Annotated in this window: 17 protein-coding genes, 1 pseudogene and 1 riboswitch; of the genes and pseudogenes, 15 read left to right on the top strand and 3 right to left on the bottom strand. The window is 55.0% G+C overall.

What is annotated here, in order from left to right; genetic code table 11:
* Positions 1–67: 67 nt before the first annotated feature.
* Positions 68–1,612: a maltose ABC transporter permease MalF gene (malF, locus tag ACR809_RS24015; RefSeq protein WP_002884726.1), complete on the top strand. Its 1,545-nt coding sequence runs from the start codon at positions 68–70 to the stop codon at positions 1,610–1,612.
* Between the two features lie 14 nt (positions 1,613–1,626).
* The gene (gene malG, locus ACR809_RS24020; RefSeq protein WP_002884725.1) at positions 1,627–2,517 is read left to right on the top strand and encodes a maltose ABC transporter permease MalG; all 891 of its coding nucleotides are present in this window, start codon (positions 1,627–1,629) and stop codon (positions 2,515–2,517) included.
* 191 nt (positions 2,518–2,708) lie between these two features.
* Here malG and psiE read toward each other — a convergent pair whose 3' ends face one another.
* Complete coding sequence (gene psiE / locus ACR809_RS24025) at positions 2,709–3,119, bottom strand: phosphate-starvation-inducible protein PsiE (protein WP_002884721.1); 411 nt, start codon at positions 3,117–3,119, stop codon at positions 2,709–2,711.
* A gap of 373 nt (positions 3,120–3,492) precedes the next feature.
* Between psiE and ACR809_RS24030 the strand changes: the two are divergent.
* From ACR809_RS24030 to ACR809_RS24055, 6 genes and pseudogenes are all read left to right on the top strand, one after another.
* A pseudogene (locus tag ACR809_RS24030) lies at positions 3,493–4,769 on the top strand (L-cysteine desulfidase family protein).
* An 83-nt stretch (positions 4,770–4,852) separates the two neighbouring features.
* A complete protein-coding gene (locus tag ACR809_RS24035; RefSeq protein WP_004177854.1) occupies positions 4,853–5,593 on the top strand; it encodes an AzlC family ABC transporter permease in 741 nt (246 codons plus the stop codon).
* The gene (locus tag ACR809_RS24040; RefSeq protein ID WP_004177855.1) at positions 5,586–5,906 is read left to right on the top strand and encodes an AzlD domain-containing protein; all 321 of its coding nucleotides are present in this window, start codon (positions 5,586–5,588) and stop codon (positions 5,904–5,906) included. Before ACR809_RS24035 ends, ACR809_RS24040 begins: the two co-directional genes overlap by 8 nt.
* A 20-nt stretch (positions 5,907–5,926) precedes the next feature.
* Positions 5,927–6,307, top strand: coding sequence for a Rid family detoxifying hydrolase (locus ACR809_RS24045; protein ID WP_002884637.1), 381 nt, complete (start codon positions 5,927–5,929; stop codon positions 6,305–6,307).
* 107 nt (positions 6,308–6,414) lie between these two features.
* Positions 6,415–6,924, top strand: a complete 510-nt coding sequence (locus ACR809_RS24050; protein WP_004177856.1) for a GNAT family N-acetyltransferase — start codon at positions 6,415–6,417, stop codon at positions 6,922–6,924.
* An 8-nt stretch (positions 6,925–6,932) separates the two neighbouring features.
* Positions 6,933–7,388: an acyltransferase gene (locus ACR809_RS24055; protein WP_004177857.1), complete on the top strand. Its 456-nt coding sequence runs from the start codon at positions 6,933–6,935 to the stop codon at positions 7,386–7,388.
* 49 nt (positions 7,389–7,437) lie between these two features.
* Here the strand turns inward: ACR809_RS24055 and pgi are convergent, their stop codons facing one another.
* On the bottom strand, positions 7,438–9,087 hold the full coding sequence (pgi, locus tag ACR809_RS24060) for a glucose-6-phosphate isomerase (RefSeq protein ID WP_002884631.1): 1,650 nt from the start codon (positions 9,085–9,087) through the stop codon (positions 7,438–7,440).
* 349 nt (positions 9,088–9,436) lie between these two features.
* A riboswitch (Lysine riboswitch) is annotated at positions 9,437–9,672 on the top strand.
* A 179-nt stretch (positions 9,673–9,851) separates the two neighbouring features.
* On the opposite strand from pgi, the gene lysC reads away from it, so the two are divergent.
* The 3 genes from lysC (at position 9,852) to ACR809_RS24075 (ending at position 12,658) form a co-directional block, all read left to right on the top strand.
* Complete coding sequence (gene lysC / locus ACR809_RS24065; RefSeq protein ID WP_004146591.1) at positions 9,852–11,201, top strand: lysine-sensitive aspartokinase 3; 1,350 nt, start codon at positions 9,852–9,854, stop codon at positions 11,199–11,201.
* A gap of 138 nt (positions 11,202–11,339) precedes the next feature.
* Entirely contained in the window at positions 11,340–12,269 is a 930-nt protein-coding gene (gene panS / locus ACR809_RS24070; protein WP_002884627.1) for a ketopantoate/pantoate/pantothenate transporter PanS, read from the top strand.
* A gap of 116 nt (positions 12,270–12,385) precedes the next feature.
* A complete protein-coding gene (locus tag ACR809_RS24075; protein WP_002884625.1) occupies positions 12,386–12,658 on the top strand; it encodes a DUF3811 domain-containing protein in 273 nt (90 codons plus the stop codon).
* Here the strand turns inward: ACR809_RS24075 and rluF are convergent.
* Positions 12,655–13,530, bottom strand: a complete 876-nt coding sequence (gene rluF / locus ACR809_RS24080) for a 23S rRNA pseudouridine(2604) synthase RluF (RefSeq protein WP_002884619.1) — start codon at positions 13,528–13,530, stop codon at positions 12,655–12,657. The two genes, ACR809_RS24075 and rluF, sit on opposite strands and share 4 nt — an antisense overlap.
* Before the next feature lie 349 nt (positions 13,531–13,879).
* Here rluF and ACR809_RS24085 point away from each other — a divergent pair, with 349 nt between their 5' ends.
* From ACR809_RS24085 to ACR809_RS24100, 4 genes are all read left to right on the top strand, one after another.
* A complete protein-coding gene (locus tag ACR809_RS24085; protein WP_087674006.1) occupies positions 13,880–14,827 on the top strand; it encodes a sugar-binding transcriptional regulator in 948 nt (315 codons plus the stop codon).
* Positions 14,828–14,897: 70 nt separating this feature from the next.
* Entirely contained in the window at positions 14,898–15,701 is an 804-nt protein-coding gene (locus ACR809_RS24090) for an SDR family oxidoreductase (RefSeq protein WP_080851926.1), read from the top strand.
* Positions 15,702–15,710: 9 nt separating this feature from the next.
* Complete coding sequence (locus tag ACR809_RS24095) at positions 15,711–16,118, top strand: mannose/fructose/sorbose PTS transporter subunit IIA (RefSeq protein ID WP_122051614.1); 408 nt, start codon at positions 15,711–15,713, stop codon at positions 16,116–16,118.
* Positions 16,118–16,612: a mannose/fructose/sorbose PTS transporter subunit IIB gene (locus ACR809_RS24100; protein ID WP_023287008.1), complete on the top strand. Its 495-nt coding sequence runs from the start codon at positions 16,118–16,120 to the stop codon at positions 16,610–16,612. The genes ACR809_RS24095 and ACR809_RS24100 overlap by 1 nt, the downstream gene beginning before the upstream one ends.
* Positions 16,613–16,652 lie beyond the last annotated feature (40 nt).

Here is a 16,652-nt window from a genome sequence, read left to right on the forward strand (position 1 = left end):
ACCGTAGGTCAGGTAAGCGAAGCGCCACCTGACAAATCAGTTTTCACCGCTGTAGAGGATGATCCCCATGGATGCCGTTAAAAAGAGACACTGGTGGCAAAGCCCGCAACTCACATGGTCTGTGATTGGCTTACTGTGCCTGCTGGTGGGTTACCTTGTTGTTTTGATGTACGCCCAGGGGGAGTACCTGTTCGCCATCATGACGCTGATTTTAAGCTCAGTTGGCCTGTATATTTTCGCTAATCGCAAGGCTTATGCCTGGCGCTATGTTTATCCCGGCCTCGCCGGCATGGGCCTGTTTGTCCTGTTTCCGCTGATCTGCACTATCGCTATCGCGTTTACCAACTACAGCAGCACCAACCAGCTGACCTTTGAGCGTGCGCAGCAGGTGCTGATGGATCGTTCCTTCCAGGCCGGCAAAGCCTATAATTTCACGCTGATCCCGGCGGGTGACGAGTGGAAGCTGGCGCTGACCGACGGCGAAAGCGGTAAAAACTACCTTTCTGACGCCTTTAAATTTGGCGGCGAGCAGAAGCTGGCGTTAAAAGAAACCGACGCCCTGCCGGAAGGCGAGCGCGCCAACCTGCGCGTGATTACCCAGAATCGCACCGCGCTGAACCAGCTGACCGCTGTGCTGCCGGATGACAGCAAAGTCATCATGAGCTCCCTGCGCCAGTTCTCCGGTACCCAGCCTCTGTATACCCTCGGCGAAGACGGGGTACTGACCAACAATCAGACCCACGTTAAATACCGCCCGAACAACGACGTCGGCTTCTACCAGTCAATTAACGCCGACGGCAGCTGGGGCAATGAGAAGCTGAGCCCGGGCTACACTGTGACTATCGGCTGGGACAACTTTACCCGCGTCTTCCACGATGAAGGAATTCAGAAACCGTTCTTCGCGATCTTCGTCTGGACGGTGGTGTTCTCGGTGCTGACCGTGGTGCTGACCGTCGCGGTGGGGATGATCCTCGCCTGCCTGGTGCAGTGGGAAGCGCTGAAAGGCAAAGCGATTTATCGCGTCCTGCTGATTCTGCCGTACGCCGTACCGTCGTTTATTTCGATTCTGATTTTCAAAGGGCTGTTCAACCAGAGCTTTGGTGAAATCAACATGATGCTCAGCACGCTGTTCGGCATTAAGCCGGCCTGGTTTAGCGACCCGACCACCGCGCGCACCATGATCATCATCGTCAACACCTGGCTGGGCTACCCGTACATGATGATCCTGTGCATGGGGCTGCTGAAGGCGATTCCGGACGATCTGTACGAAGCGTCGGCAATGGATGGCGCCGGCCCGTTCCAGAACTTCTTTAAAATTACCTTCCCGCTGCTGATTAAGCCGCTAACGCCGCTGATGATCGCCAGCTTCGCCTTTAACTTTAACAACTTCGTCCTGATTCAATTGTTGACCAACGGCGGTCCGGACCGTCTCGGCACCACCACCCCGGCCGGTTATACCGACCTGCTGGTGAGCTACACCTATCGCATCGCCTTTGAAGGCGGCGGCGGTCAGGACTTCGGCCTGGCGGCGGCTATCGCAACGCTTATCTTCCTGCTGGTTGGCGCGTTAGCGATTGTGAATCTGAAAGCCACGCGCATGAAGTTTGATTAAGGGAGATAACGATAATGGCTATGGTCCAACCCAAATCGCAGAAGCTACGTTTATTTACCACGCATCTCCTGCTACTGATTTTTATCGCCGCGATTATGTTTCCGCTGCTGATGGTTATCGCCATCTCGCTGCGCGAGGGTAACTTCGCCACCGGCAGCCTGATCCCGGATACCATCTCCTGGGAGCACTGGCGTCTGGCGTTAGGCTTCAGCGTCGAACACGCCGATGGCCGCGTCACGCCGCCGCCGTTCCCGGTCCTGCTGTGGCTGTGGAACTCGATTAAGGTCGCCGGGATCACCGCGATCGGTATCGTCGCTCTCTCCACCACCTGCGCCTACGCTTTCGCCCGTATGCGCTTCCCGGGGAAAGCGACCCTGCTGAAAGGGATGCTGATTTTCCAGATGTTCCCGGCGGTGCTGTCGCTGGTTGCCCTGTACGCGTTGTTTGACCGCCTGGGCCAGTACATCCCGTTCGTCGGCCTCAACACCCACGGCGGCGTCATCTTTGCCTACATGGGCGGTATCGCGCTGCACGTCTGGACGATTAAAGGCTACTTCGAAACCATCGATGGCTCGCTGGAAGAAGCGGCGGCGCTGGATGGCGCGACCCCATGGCAGGCTTTCCGCCTCGTGCTGCTGCCGCTGTCGGTGCCGATTCTGGCAGTCGTGTTTATTCTGTCGTTCATCGCGGCCATCACCGAAGTGCCGGTCGCCTCGCTGCTGCTGCGCGATGTGAACAGCTATACCCTGGCGGTAGGTATGCAACAGTATCTCAACCCGCAGAACTATCTGTGGGGCGACTTTGCCGCCGCGGCGGTGCTCTCCGCCATTCCGATCACGGTTGTCTTCCTGCTGGCGCAGCGCTGGCTGGTTAATGGCCTGACGGCGGGTGGGGTGAAAGGTTAATTTTTTTGTAACACCGGCCCCAAATTTCAGAGGAGGGCCGACGGTCTAGCCGCAATACACGACCCCAACCGGGTATTGTCGCCGTCGCCCTCAGCTGAAAAAGTAAGGTCAATGCCACTGCTATCCTCAACTGGACCCTACATAAATTCTATTTGTGACTGTTGGTCAGCGGCCCTGGAGGCCGCTTTTTTTTATTCGCGTTTCAGGCGATTGGAGTTACACAGCCAGAGCGTAATCACCAGGATCAGGATCGCCGCGGAGTAAATGAGCACCGCCAGCGGCGACTCATGATCGACGATAATAAGCCGCACAATTGCGGTAATACCGATATAGACGAAATAGCGCAGTGGAAAGTGAAAACCGGATTCAAAATATTTAACAATCAGCGCGATAAACTCAAAGTAGAGAAAATAGACCACCAGCCCTTCGACCAGCTTGTACTTACTCACCGGCTCCGGCGTAAACAGTACGTGCGCCAGATGCAGGGTCTCCTTTCCCAGGAACACCACCAGAATAATTCCCAGGCACAGCAGTGCCAGATTCAGCACGGCCTGCATGGCCTTCGCAACGAAATTAACCAGCGGACGATATACCGACGGCATAGTAACACCTCAAATGCATGAACGTTGTCGATCTGTATAGCGCAAAAGTGTGATCCAGATCTACCTATGATTCCTTCGTCTTACGCTATCTCCGGGCTATTGATTCGAAAAGTACGAACAAGAGAAAATTGTCCTTCCAGCAACGCTGTGAGCAGATTAACAAAATCATCCGTTACGCTTAGAACGAATCAGCCCAACTAACTGAAATATAAAAAGTTTACTTTTTGAAACAGGTGTATCTTAAAACCTCCCGTAAGATAAAATTTTTCTCCATACCACAGTCTTTTTATGGTTATTAGGGTAAGTTTTTTCTTATCTTTTGTCTTAGCATTATCGCAGCTGAATAAAATTTAATTTTGGACATTAAATCATTATGAACAACGATAACGCTTCCCTGTACGTAAAATGGCTCAAACAAGAGGTCGCCCCGGCTTTAGGTTGTACTGAACCCGTCGCTATTTCCTTCGCGGCCGCCTACGCCGCACAATATCTGGATCAGCCTTGCACTAAAATTAGCGGTTTTATTTCCGCCAATCTTTATAAAAACGCGATGGGCGTCACCATACCCGGCACCACCGTTTGCGGTGTACCGCTGGCAGCCGCAATTGGCGCATTTGGCGGCGACCCGCAAAAGGGATTAAAAACGCTGGAAGATATCACTCCGCGACACGTTGAAATGGCGCAGAAGCTGATCGCCAATAACGCCGTTGATATTGCCGTCGAAGAGACCCCGGATTTTATCCATCTCGATTTAACCCTCTCTGCTGGCGAGAATTGCTGTCGTGTCGTGGTCAAAGGAACCCACACCAACGTGGTCGAACTTTATATTAATGGCCAGCCGCAGCCATTAAGCGAAAAACAGAATACGCGCACCCAGCGCGAAACGCTGCCCACTTTCTCGCTACAACAGGCTTACGAATTTATTAATCGCGTCGACTTTAATGATATTCGCTTTATTCTCGACGCCGCGCGCTTAAACTCCGCGCTGGCGGCAGAAGGCAAAACAAAAAATATGGCCTGAACATTAACGGTACCTTTTCTGACGCAGTGAAAAACGGCCTGATGAGCAACGATCTGTTAAGCAAGGTGATCATCAACACCGTCGCCGCTTCAGATGCCCGCATGGGCGGCGCGCCGGTGGTAGCGATGTCAAACTTCGGCTCAGGCAATCAGGGCATTACAGCAACCATGCCGGTAGTGGTGGTTGCAGAGCATCTTGGCGTCGATGAAGAGACCCTGGCTCGCGCTTTGTCTCTCTCTCATCTCACCGCCATCTCAATTCATTCTCGTTATACGCGCTTATCTGCGCTATGCGCAGCCTCAACCGCCGCTATGGGCGCCGCCGCCGGTATGGCATGGCTGTTTACCCGCGATATCAACACCATTAATACCGCAATTATTAATATGGTCAGCGATATTACCGGCATGATTTGTGATGGCGCTTCCAACAGCTGCGCGATGAAAGTCTCGTCAGTGGTCTCCAGCGCCTTTAAGGCGGTACTAATGGCAATGCAAAATAGCTGCGCTGGCGCCAATGACGGTATTGTCTGCGCCGATGTCGAGCAGACTATTAATAACCTGTGCCGTCTGGTGATTAAACCAATGACTCTCACCGATAAAGAAATTATCAGCATTATGGTCGCTAAATAATACCATTTCACGGGCCTGAAAGAGCAGGCCCCGATTAACGTACTCTACCCACACTATTATTTATAAATTAGCAGGTATAGCAGATGAATAAAAAAGTCATCTTCCGCGGCGCCAGCGCTATTATGCCCCTATGCATCGGCGACTTTCCATTTTCATTTATTGTCGGCGCATTAAGCGTTAGCGCGGGCATGAGCGTCTGGCAGAGTACGGCGTGGTCGGCGATCGTCATTGCCGGCTCGGCGCAAATGCTGGCACTGAATATGTTAAAAACCGGCGCCACGCTCGGCGTGATTATTTTCACCACATTAATTATCAATCTTCGCCACGTGCTGTATAGCGCCTCTATTTCCGGCACCGTGCGCGAAGCTTCATTCTTTAAAAAATGCTTTATGTCCTATGCGCTCACCGACGAGGTGTATGCCACCACCGTCAAAGAGATGGAAGGAAATAAAAAGGAAAAATATCTGTTTTATGGTTCGGCGATGATTACCTTCTGGGCGATTTGGGTGCTGGCTGATTTTCTTGGCGCGCTGGTCGGCGCCTCGTTTCCCCACATTGAGAAATACGGTCTCGATTTCGCCATGGTCGCCGCCTTTATCGCCATCGTGGTGCCGCAAATTAAAAGCCAGGCCTGCACCGTCGCCGCGGTTGTAGCCGCCGTTTCCGGCGTGCTGTTAGTGGTCCTACCCTATTCGCTGGGTATCGTCGTCGCCTCAGTGCTTGGCGTCCTCGCCGGCCTGTGCGTCGACCTGGCGGAAGAGCGCAAGCAGATGGCAAAAACCGAATCCGATATGCCGTTAGTGGAGGCGATGGAAAATGAGTAATAGCTATTTTATCGCCCTGACGCTGGGCATGGCCGCGGTGACTTTTCTCATCCGTTTCTCGTTTATCGGCCTGGCCGGCAAGATCCAGATGTCCGAGCGGGTGACCAAAACGCTACGCTTCGTGCCGGTCACTGTTCTGCCGGCCATCATCACCATTCAGATCCTGAGCGTGAATTCCAGCATGGAGTTCGACTTAAAAAATCCGAAGGTGATCGCCGCCATCATCTGCACGCTCGCCAGCTTCCGTTTAGGCCTGGTGTGGGTGGTAGTGAGCGGCGTCGGCTCGCTGGTGTTGTTAAATTATTTTATGTAACCGTTTGAAGGATAAACCGTATGATTATTACCACCGCTGACGCGCCTGCCGCTATCGGCCCGTACGTGCAGGGCGTCAATCTCGGCGCGATGACCATCACCTCCGGTCAGCTGCCGATTAATCCGCTGGACGGCACCATGCCAGGCGATATCGCCGAACAGGCGCGGCAATCACTGGAGAACGTGAAAGCCATCGTCGAAGCCGCCGGACTCACGGTCGGGCAGATCGTTAAAACTACGGTGTTTGTCAAAGACCTGGCGGATTTTGCCGCCATCAATGCCGCCTACGAGGCCTTCTTTATCGAACACCAGGCGGCCTTTCCGGCGCGCTCCTGTGTGGAGGTAGCAAGGTTACCGAAAGATGCCGGCGTCGAAATCGAAGCGATCGCTTTCGCCCGCTAACCCCCAGGCTGGAGGGAGCGCCTCCAGCCTTCTCCCACCGATTTTTGTCGTTCCACATTGTTCACTTTACAGGCAATATAGCCGCAGAACGACGCGAGGAACGCAGCATGTTAACTATTCGACAGGCATGTCCCGAGGACGCGCCCCAGCTTAGCGCGATGGGCTATGCCAGCTATCATCACCACTTTGCTCATCTCTGGCGCGATGCCGATGAACTGGCGTTATTTCTTAAGCAAGAATATGCCGAAGATGCGCTACGTCGGAGTCTTGCGGATGCGACCCAACACTGGCTCATCGCCGAAGCCCCCTCTCCTGTTGGTTTCGCTAAATATAGCTATCAGCAGCGAATGGCTGACGACGGCAAGATTGGTACGCTGCTGCATAAGCTCTACCTGATGCCGGGGAAGACTGGCCACCGCTACGGCGAGCATATTTTTCACGCCGTCGAGACGCGAGCAAAAACGGCCGGTGAAAGCTGGCTGTGGCTGGAAGTACTCGCCGCGAATCCCGCCGCGCGCCGTTTTTACGAACGCCAGGGGATGCAGCACATCAGAGACACGACTTTCCACTCCGCCAGCCAGCAAAGCACCTTACATATTCTGGCCAAACCTATTTGAGAGGAACTATGCCTGAGCTTCGTGATACCGGCGTACGTAACGTCGTTTGTGGGGAAAATGTCGTTATTTACCAGCCCGCCAACCTCTATGATTGCCAGCTCGGCGATAACGTCTTCGTCGGGCCGTTCGTTGAGATCCAGGGGAATACCCGCATCGGCGCGAACAGTAAAATTCAATCCCATACCTTTATCTGCGAGTACGTCACCATCGGCCAGCGCTGCTTTATCGGTCACGGCGTGATGTTTGCCAACGACCTGTTTCGCGAGGGTAAACCAAACGCCGACCGCGCCAGCTGGGGGCGGATCGAGATTGGCGATGACGTGTCGATCGGCAGCGGCGCCACGATTCTGGCCGTCAGCATCTGCGATGGGGTGGTGATAGGCGCGGGCAGCGTGGTAACGAAGTCCATTACCGAGAAAGGCGTGTGGGCGGGGAATCCGGCGAGGCTGCTGCGGCGGCTATAAATAAAAATGCCGACCAAAGGGTCGGCATTCCGTCTTAGCTGCGCAAGCGTTATGCGCGCCAGGCTTTATAACGGTTAATCAGGCCGTTAGTAGAGCTGTCGTGGCTGCTAACTTCGCTGCCGTCTTTCAGCTCCGGCAGGATGCGGTTAGCCAGCTGTTTGCCCAGCTCAACGCCCCACTGGTCAAAGGTGAAGATGTTGAGGATCGCGCCCTGGGTGAAGATTTTGTGCTCGTACAGGGCAATCAGCGCCCCGAGGCTGAACGGGGTGATCTCACGCAGCAGGATGGAGTTAGTCGGGCGGTTACCTTCGAACACTTTGAACGGCACCACGTGCTCCAGGGTCGCCGGGTCTTTACCCTGATCGCGATATTCCTGCTCAACCACTTCGCGGGATTTACCAAAGGCCAGGGCCTCGGTCTGGGCGAAGAAGTTAGACAGCAGTTTCTGATGGTGGTCAGACAGCGGGTTGTGGGTGATAGCCGGAGCGATGAAATCGCACGGTACCATTTTGGTGCCCTGGTGGATCAGCTGGTAGAACGCGTGCTGACCGTTGGTGCCCGGCTCACCCCAGATGATTGGGCCAGTCTGGTAGTCTACCGCGTGGCCGTTACGGTCAACATACTTACCGTTGGACTCCATGTTGCCCTGCTGGAAGTAAGCGGCAAAGCGGTGCATGTACTGGTCGTACGGCAGAATCGCTTCGGTTTCCGCACCGAAGAAGTTGTTGTACCAGATGCCGATCAGCGCCAGCAGCACCGGCAGGTTTTTCTCCGCCGGAGTGGTGGAGAAGTGCTTATCCATCGCATGCGCGCCGGACAGCAGCTCAACGAAGTTGTCGAAGCCCACGGAGAGAATGATGGACAGACCAATCGCCGACCACAGGGAGTAACGGCCGCCAACCCAGTCCCAGAATTCGAACATGTTGGCGGTGTCGATGCCGAACTCGCCAACCGCTTTCGCGTTGGTGGAAAGCGCGGCGAAGTGTTTCGCCACGTGCTTGTCGTCGCCCGCGGTTGCCAGGAACCAGTCGCGCGCGCTGTGGGCGTTGGTCATGGTTTCCTGGGTAGTGAAAGTCTTGGACGCCACCAGGAACAGAGTCGTTTCCGGATTCACGTTCTTCAGCACTTCGGCGATATGGGTGCCATCGACGTTAGAGACAAAGTGCATGTTGAGGTGGTTTTTATACGGACGCAGCGCCTCGGTCACCATGAAAGGACCGAGGTCGGAGCCGCCGATACCGATGTTAACCACGTCGGTGATCGGTTTGCCGGTGTAGCCTTTCCAGCTACCGGAGATAATCGCTTCGGAGAAGGTTTTCATCTTCTCCAGCACAGCGTTCACTTCCGGCATCACATCTTTGCCATCAACCACAATCGGCGTATTGCTGCGGTTACGCAGCGCGACGTGCAGTACCGCGCGGTCTTCGGTGCGGTTGATCTTCTCACCTGAGAACATCGACTTGATAGCGCCCGCCAGGTCAGTCTCTTTCGCCAGATCCTGCAGTTTAGCCAGCGTCTCTTCAGTGATGCGGTTTTTGGAGAAGTCCACCAGCATCAGATCGTCGAACGTCGCGGAAAATTTAGAAAAACGGTCGCTATCTTTGGCGAAAAGCTCGCTGATAGTGACATCTTTCATTTCGTCGAAGTGTTTCTGTAATGCCTGCCAGGCAGAGGTCTGCGTTGGGTTGATGTTTTTCATTAGCAATACTCTTCTGATTTGAGATTGTGACTTCGGTCGATTGTAGCGCCGGTGACGGAAAATTGTGATGATTTTTGTGACTTGACCCTGACGCCGGTCAGGAATCGGGTCAAAACGGAGTAAAAAGCCCCATTAGTATAGCTATCATAAGGCTTTTTTCTGTTAGCCGCAGAGGCATGAAAAATCCGCATAACCGCAGCGTTGACATAGCTGGCGTTAAGCCTTTATATATCCGCAGTGCTTACGTATTGGTAGGTATCTATTGCTCGCGCATTTCACGCTACAGCGAAAGGGTATTCGCGGGGGATATAATGTCCCTGTTCCCCCGGCCAGGTGAAAGACGTCAGTAATTGCCAGAAGAGGTGCGTTGCCCAGGTAACCGTATTGGAGGAACCAGTCCGGGGAAGATACGTGAGGGGGAGCAACGCCGAGGTGAAAGAGCGTCTGGTCACGCTCCTCGCCGGCCACAGGGGCTGAATCCCCTGGGTTGTCACCAGAAACGTTCGCAGTCGGGCGTTTCATACCCGAACACCTCAGCGCCCAAAGCGGTGAGTCGGGTCTACAAGGTGGAGCACTTCTGGGTGACATCGTAGTTGTTTATCACTCTGCGCCACCCTGTTTATCGCTCTTCCCTTGTGCCATGGCTGAATAATTTGGCCTGGCTTATTAAGACATTTTGTTGCGATCCGGCGGCGTCCAGCCCCTGCCAGGATCGGTGCTCAGGAATCGTTTTAATAAGTCAGGCCCCCTGACACGAGGTTGTTATGACAGATCTAGTCGTCGCCAAATTTGGCGGCACCAGCGTTGCTGATTTTGACGCAATGAACCGCAGCATCGATGTGGCGCTGCTCGATGCCAATACCCGTATTGTTGTGCTCTCCGCCTCTGCCGGCGTGACCAACATTCTGGTGGCCTTAGCGGGAGGGCTGGAACCCACCGAACGTTTTTCCCAGCTGGACGCTCTGCGTCAGATCCAGTTCAATATTCTGGAGCGTTTGCGTTATCCCAACGTGATCCGCGAAGAGATTGAGCGCTTGCTGGAAAATATCACGACGCTGGCGGAAGCCGCCGCGCTCGCCTCCTCAACCGCCCTGACTGACGAACTGGTCAGCCATGGCGAACTGATGTCTACCCTGCTGTTTGTGGAAATTCTGCGTGAACGCGGTATTCAGGCGCAGTGGTTTGACGCCCGTAAAGTGCTGCGCACTAACGATCGCTTTGGCCGCGCCGAACCGGACATCGCCGCCGTCGCCGAACTGACCCAGCAGCAGCTGGCGCCGCGCCTGGCGGAAGGCCTGGTGGTGACCCAGGGCTTTATCGGCAGCGAAGCGAAAGGCCGCACCACCACCCTCGGCCGCGGCGGCAGCGATTATACCGCCGCTCTGCTCGGCGAAGCGCTGAATGCCACCCGCGTCGATATCTGGACCGATGTCCCGGGGATCTATACTACCGACCCGCGCGTCGCGCCGGCGGCGAAACGCATCGACGTCATCGCCTTTGAAGAGGCAGCGGAAATGGCCACCTTTGGCGCCAAAGTGCTGCATCCGGCGACCCTGCTGCCTGCCGTGCGCAGCGATATCCCGGTGTTTGTCGGCTCCAGTAAAGAGCCTAAAGCGGGCGGTACGCTGGTGTGTAAAACCACCGAGAACCCGCCGCTGTTCCGCGCGCTGGCGCTGCGTCGCCGGCAAACGCTGCTGACGCTGCACAGCCTGAATATGCTGCACTCCCGCGGCTTCCTCGCCGAAGTGTTCGGTATTCTGGCGCGCCATAACATCTCAGTTGATTTGATCACCACCTCCGAAGTGAGCGTGGCCCTGACCATGGACACCACCGGCTCGACCTCTGCGGGCGATACCCTGCTGACCCAGGCGCTGCTGACCGAGCTCTCTTCGCTGTGCCGCGTGGAAGTGGAAGAAAATCTGGCGCTGGTCGCCCTGATTGGCAATGAGCTGTCGAAAGCCTGCGGCGTCGGCAAAGAGGTCTTTGGCGTCCTCGAGCCGTTTAACATCCGCATGATCTGCTATGGCGCCTCCAGCCACAACCTGTGCTTCCTGGTGCCGGGCGACGATGCGGAGAAGGTTGTGCAGAAGCTGCATCATAATTTGTTTGAATAAAATTCCTTAGCACGATAAACAATACCTATAGCCGGGCTCGAACCCGGCTTTTTTATAACAATATCAACACAACCAGCTGACCTGCTCGCCGCCCATCGGGATGGCGCGGCCCGGTTCGCGTATCGCAAGGAACACAACATGCTCGCAACTCTGACGCGGCTGTTCCCGTTATGGGCACTGCTGCTCTCCGTTCTGGCCTATTACACTCCCACCACCTTCACCCCAATTGGCCCATGGGTCACCACCCTGCTGATGCTGATCATGTTCGGTATGGGCGTGCATCTGAAGCTGGAGGATTTCAAACGCGTCCTGTCGCGCCCGGCGCCGGTCGCTGCGGGGATCTTTCTCCATTATCTGGTGATGCCGCTCGCCGCCTGGCTGCTGGCGCTGCTGTTTCATATGCCGCCGGAGCTTTCCGCCGGGATGGTGCTGGTCGGCAGCGTCGCCAGCGGGACCGCCTCCAACGTGATGATCTTTCTTGCCAAAGGGGATGTGGCGCTGTCGGTGACCATCTCCTCGGTCTCCACCCTCGTCGGCGTCGTGGCGACACCGCTGCTCACCCGTCTGTACGTCGACGCGCATATTCAGGTCGACGTCATGGGCATGTTGCTCAGCATTCTGCAGATTGTGGTCATTCCCATCGCGCTGGGACTGATTGTCCATCATCTGCTGCCGAAGGTGGTGAAAGCGGTAGAGCCGTTCCTGCCCGCCTTCTCGATGGTGTGCATTCTGGCGATCATCAGCGCGGTGGTGGCGGGTTCCGCCGCCCATATCGCCTCCGTCGGCCTGGTGGTGATTATCGCGGTGATCCTGCATAACACTATTGGTCTGCTTGGCGGGTACTGGGGCGGACGTCTGTTTGGTTTTGATGAATCCACCTGCCGTACGCTGGCGATCGAGGTGGGGATGCAGAACTCCGGCCTGGCGGCCGCGCTGGGTAAAATTTACTTCGGCCCGCTGGCGGCGCTGCCGGGCGCGCTGTTCTCCGTCTGGCATAACCTGTCCGGTTCGCTGCTGGCCGGGTACTGGTCAGGAAAGCCCATCGCCAAAAAAGCCGACAAGCGCTGAGTTTGATACGTCCGGGCGCAGGCCCGGGCGTGTGCCTGCTTTAGTTGCCATACAGGCTATCAGTAAAATATTCATTGCCGTACACTGGGTGCTCTGGTCTGACTGAGGGCACCACCATGGCACTCCCCCGTATTACACAAAAAGAGATGACCGAGCGCGAACAGCGCGAATTGAAAACGCTGCTTGACCGCGCGCGTATTGCGCATGGCCGCCCGCTGAGCAATGCGGAAACGAACAGCGTGAAAAAGGAATATATCGATAAGCTGATGGCGCAGCGTGAAGCGGAAGCGAAGAAAGCCCGCCAGGTGAGAAAACAGCAGGCTTATAAAACGGATAAGGAAGCGACCTTTTCCTGGTCGGCGAATACGCCGACCCGCGGCAGGCGTTAACGCCCTTTCTTTTTACGTCCCGGCTGGGTGAAACGTTTCCCGTTGCCAGCCGGGCGGCCCTTATCGTTGCTATTTTCCATCTTCACCACCGGGCGCTTGATGCCGGGAGTCGCCGCTTTGGCCTTCGGCCTGGCTTTCGGCTTCGCTTCGGAAGAGGAGTTTTCAATCAGCTTGAACAGGTCGATCAGCTCGTCATCGGTTAGATCACGCCATTCACCCAAGGGGATCCCCGTCAGGCTCACGTTCATGATCCGCGTACGCTCAAGCTTCGTCACTTCATAGCCAAAGTGCTCGCACATACGACGGATCTGGCGATTCAGCCCCTGCACCAGAGTGATGCGGAAAACGAACGGCGCTTCTTTCTTTACCTTACATTTTTTGGTCACGGTCCCGAGAATCGGTACCCCCGCGCCCATGCCGCGAATGAACTCATCGGTCACCGGCTTATCGACCGTGACCAGATACTCTTTTTCATGGTCGTTGCCGGCGCGCAGGATCTTGTTCACCAGATCGCCATGGTTGGTGAGGAAGATCAGCCCCTGGGAGTCTTTATCCAGACGGCCGATAGGAAAGATACGCTTGCTGTGGTTGACGAAATCGACAATGTTGTCGCGCTCGCCGTCTTCGGTGGTGCTCACAATGCCGACCGGCTTATTCAGCGCAATCAGTACCAGATCATCCGCTTCGCGCGGCTCAATCAACCGTCCGTTCACTTTGACTAAATCGCCAGGCTTCACCTGATCGCCAATAGTGGCGCGCTTGCCATTGATAAAGACGTTGCCTTGTTCAATAAAGCGGTCCGCTTCGCGACGCGAGCAGATGCCGCTTTCGCTGATGTATTTATTTAATCGGGTTGATGAGTCGGGCAGCATAGATTCTCCTGTAAAAGCGAAATATACCCTACCTTGTGGGCGAGAAAAAAGATGTGCCTTTGCGCCCTCCGGCGCAAGGTGTGATCGACTACGCCTTTTTTCACAAAAGTGTCCCGCTCAACGCCTGGCAACTTTGCATGATGAAATATCACAGAATCAGCGATTTAGCGTGCAATGCACAAAGGTGCCAACAACCCGCTATTGATAACGCAAATGTGCAAGATTATTCGCCAGATTAGGGTGATGAAATAAAAGAAAATCGCTTCAAACGGCGGCTCTAATAGGGTTATATCAGATCAACAGCACAAACCCGCGATTTGCACAAATGTGCAGGAGCCAGCAGATGACTATGGAAAACAGCGATGATATCCGGTTGATTGTCAAAATCGCCCAGCTCTATTACGAGCAGGATATGACCCAGGCGCAAATCGCTCGCGAGCTGGGGATCTATCGCACCACCATCAGTCGCCTGCTGAAGCGCGGCCGTGAGCAGGGCATTGTCACCATCGCCATCAACTATGACTACAATGAAAACCTGTGGCTCGAGCAACAGCTCAAGCAAAAATTTGGTCTGAAAGAGGCGGTGGTTGCCAGTAGCGATGGGCTGCTGGAAGAAGAACAGCTGAGCGCGATGGGCCAGCATGGCGCCCTGCTTGTCGATCGGTTGCTGGAGCCAGGCGATATTATCGGTTTTTCATGGGGCCGCGCCGTGCGTTCGCTGGTGGAGAACCTGCCGCAGGCCAGCCACTCACGCCAGGTGATCTGCGTCCCCATCATCGGCGGGCCTTCCGGTAAACTGGAGAGCCGCTACCATGTGAACACGTTAACCTACGGTGCGGCAGCCAGGCTGAAAGCGGAATCCCACCTTGCCGATTTTCCAGCCCTGCTGGATAACCCGCTGATCCGCAACGGCATCATGCAGTCCCAGCACTTTAAAACCATCTCATCCTACTGGGACAGCCTGGATGTCGCGCTGGTGGGTATTGGTTCACCGGCCATTCGCGACGGCGCAAACTGGCACGCCTTCTACGGCAGCGAAGAGAGCGACGATCTCAACGCCCGCCACGTCGCCGGGGATATCTGTTCGCGTTTCTACGATATTAACGGCGGGTTAGTCGATACCAATATGAGCGAAAAAACCCTGTCGATCGAAATGGCGAAGCTGCGCCAGGCTCGCTATTCCATCGGCATCGCCATGGGGGAAGAGAAATACTCTGGCATTCTTGGCGCATTGCACGGACGCTATATTAATTGTCTGGTGACAAACAGAGAAACGGCTGAGTTATTACTGAAATAACACACAGGATATGATTTCACGCAGCACCCGCTGCGGGGGATCCCTTTATCTAAAGAAATGGGAGTGAATAATGAATACCTGGTTAAATTTAAAAGATAACGTCATTATCGTGACCGGCGGCGCCTCGGGAATTGGGCTGGCCATTGTCGATGAATTATTATCCCAAGGCGCTCATGTCCAGATGATTGATATTCATGGCGGCGATCGCCATCACAATGGCGATACTTATCACTTCTGGCCGACGGATATTTCCAGCGCGACAGAGGTGCAACAGACTATCGATGACATTATTCAGCGCTGGTCGCGTATTGATGGTTTGGTCAATAACGCTGGCGTGAATTTCCCGCGTTTATTAGTCGACGAAAAAGCACCGGCCGGCCGCTATGAATTAAACGAAGCCGCTTTTGAAAAAATGGTCAATATCAACCAGAAAGGGGTGTTTTTCATGTCGCAGGCGGTGGCGCGTCAAATGGTCAAACAGCGCGCCGGTGTGATTGTCAATGTCTCTTCGGAGAGCGGCCTGGAAGGCTCTGAAGGTCAAAGCTGCTACGCCGCGACCAAGGCCGCGCTCAACAGCTTTACCCGCTCCTGGTCCAAAGAATTGGGTAAATATGGGATCCGCGTGGTCGGCGTTGCACCGGGGATCCTCGAAAAAACCGGTCTGCGGACACCGGAATATGAAGAGGCGCTGGCCTGGACGCGCAATATCACCGTCGAGCAACTTCGCGAGGGATATACCAAAAACGCCATTCCCATCGGGCGGGCAGGAAAGCTCTCGGAAGTGGCTGATTTTGTTTGCTATCTCTTGTCAGCGCGCGCCAGCTACATCACCGGAGTCACCACTAACATTGCCGGCGGAAAAACGCGCGGTTAAGGAGGCAGTATGGTTCACGCTATCTTCTGCGCCCACGGCCAGCTGGCCGGGGCCATGCTTGATTCGGTATGCATGGTCTACGGCGAGGTTAACGTCAGCGCCGTCGCGTTTGTCCCCGGCGAAAACGCGGCGGATATCGCCATTAACCCGGAAAAGTTAGTAAGCGCCCACACCGATGAGGAGTGGGTAATCGCGGTAGATTTGCAGTGCGGAAGCCCATGGAATGCCGCAGCCGGGCTGGCAATGCGTCACCCGCAGATCCGGGTGATTAGCGGCCTGTCGCTGCCGCTGGCGCTCGAGCTGGTGGATAACCAGCATACCCTGAGCGCCGATGACTTATGCCAGCATCTGCAGGCCATCGCCAGTCAGTGCTGTGTGGTCTGGCAGCAGCCAGAAACCGTTGAGGAGGAGTTCTGATGCAAATTACCCTCGCCCGTATTGATGACCGACTGATTCATGGCCAGGTCACCACCGTGTGGTCAAAAGTCGCCAACGCCCAGCGGATAATTATCTGCAATGACGATGTATTTAACGATGAGGTTCGCCGGACCCTGTTGCGCCAGGCGGCTCCGCCAGGCATGAAGGTAAACGTTGTCAGTCTGGAAAAAGCGGTTGCGGTCTATCATAACCCGCAATATCAGGACGAGACCGTCTTTTATTTATTTACCAATCCACACGATGTTTTAACGATGGTGCGCCAGGGCGTGCAGATCGCCACGTTAAATATTGGTGGCATGGCCTGGCGACCCGGTAAAAAACAGCTAACCAAAGCCGTTTCTTTGGATCCGCAGGATATTCAGGCATTCCGTGAACTCGATAAACTGGGCGTAAAACTCGATTTACGCGTGGTCGCATCAGATCCGTTAGTCAATATTCTCGACAAAATTAACGAAACAGCTTTCTGCGAATAAAAAATAGCGCCTGTTGTGATATGCCGTAGCAGGCAGGATG

The organism is Klebsiella sp. CD33 (genome assembly GCF_051992865.1).
In the GTDB taxonomy this organism is placed as follows: domain Bacteria; phylum Pseudomonadota; class Gammaproteobacteria; order Enterobacterales; family Enterobacteriaceae; genus Klebsiella; species Klebsiella pneumoniae.

Bases quoted from the DNA above. Each gene is read 5' to 3' on its own strand.
- ACR809_RS24035 (WP_004177854.1), top strand. From the start codon at position 4,853: ATGAATAAAAAAGTCATCTTCCGCGGCGCCAGCGCTATTATGCCCCTA.
- ACR809_RS24055 (WP_004177857.1), top strand. From the start codon at position 6,933: ATGCCTGAGCTTCGTGATACCGGCGTACGTAACGTCGTTTGTGGGGAA.
- pgi (WP_002884631.1), bottom strand. From the start codon at position 9,087: ATGAAAAACATCAACCCAACGCAGACCTCTGCCTGGCAGGCATTACAG.
- ACR809_RS24090 (WP_080851926.1), top strand. From the start codon at position 14,898: ATGAATACCTGGTTAAATTTAAAAGATAACGTCATTATCGTGACCGGC.
- ACR809_RS24045 (WP_002884637.1), top strand. From the start codon at position 5,927: ATGATTATTACCACCGCTGACGCGCCTGCCGCTATCGGCCCGTACGTG.
- ACR809_RS24100 (WP_023287008.1), top strand. From the start codon at position 16,118: ATGCAAATTACCCTCGCCCGTATTGATGACCGACTGATTCATGGCCAG.
- rluF (WP_002884619.1), bottom strand. From the start codon at position 13,530: ATGCTGCCCGACTCATCAACCCGATTAAATAAATACATCAGCGAAAGC.
- lysC (WP_004146591.1), top strand. From the start codon at position 9,852: ATGACAGATCTAGTCGTCGCCAAATTTGGCGGCACCAGCGTTGCTGAT.
- ACR809_RS24085 (WP_087674006.1), top strand. From the start codon at position 13,880: ATGGAAAACAGCGATGATATCCGGTTGATTGTCAAAATCGCCCAGCTC.
- ACR809_RS24095 (WP_122051614.1), top strand. From the start codon at position 15,711: ATGGTTCACGCTATCTTCTGCGCCCACGGCCAGCTGGCCGGGGCCATG.
- ACR809_RS24040 (WP_004177855.1), top strand. From the start codon at position 5,586: ATGAGTAATAGCTATTTTATCGCCCTGACGCTGGGCATGGCCGCGGTG.
- panS (WP_002884627.1), top strand. From the start codon at position 11,340: ATGCTCGCAACTCTGACGCGGCTGTTCCCGTTATGGGCACTGCTGCTC.
- psiE (WP_002884721.1), bottom strand. From the start codon at position 3,119: ATGCCGTCGGTATATCGTCCGCTGGTTAATTTCGTTGCGAAGGCCATG.
- malG (WP_002884725.1), top strand. From the start codon at position 1,627: ATGGCTATGGTCCAACCCAAATCGCAGAAGCTACGTTTATTTACCACG.
- ACR809_RS24075 (WP_002884625.1), top strand. From the start codon at position 12,386: ATGGCACTCCCCCGTATTACACAAAAAGAGATGACCGAGCGCGAACAG.
- malF (WP_002884726.1), top strand. From the start codon at position 68: ATGGATGCCGTTAAAAAGAGACACTGGTGGCAAAGCCCGCAACTCACA.
- ACR809_RS24050 (WP_004177856.1), top strand. From the start codon at position 6,415: ATGTTAACTATTCGACAGGCATGTCCCGAGGACGCGCCCCAGCTTAGC.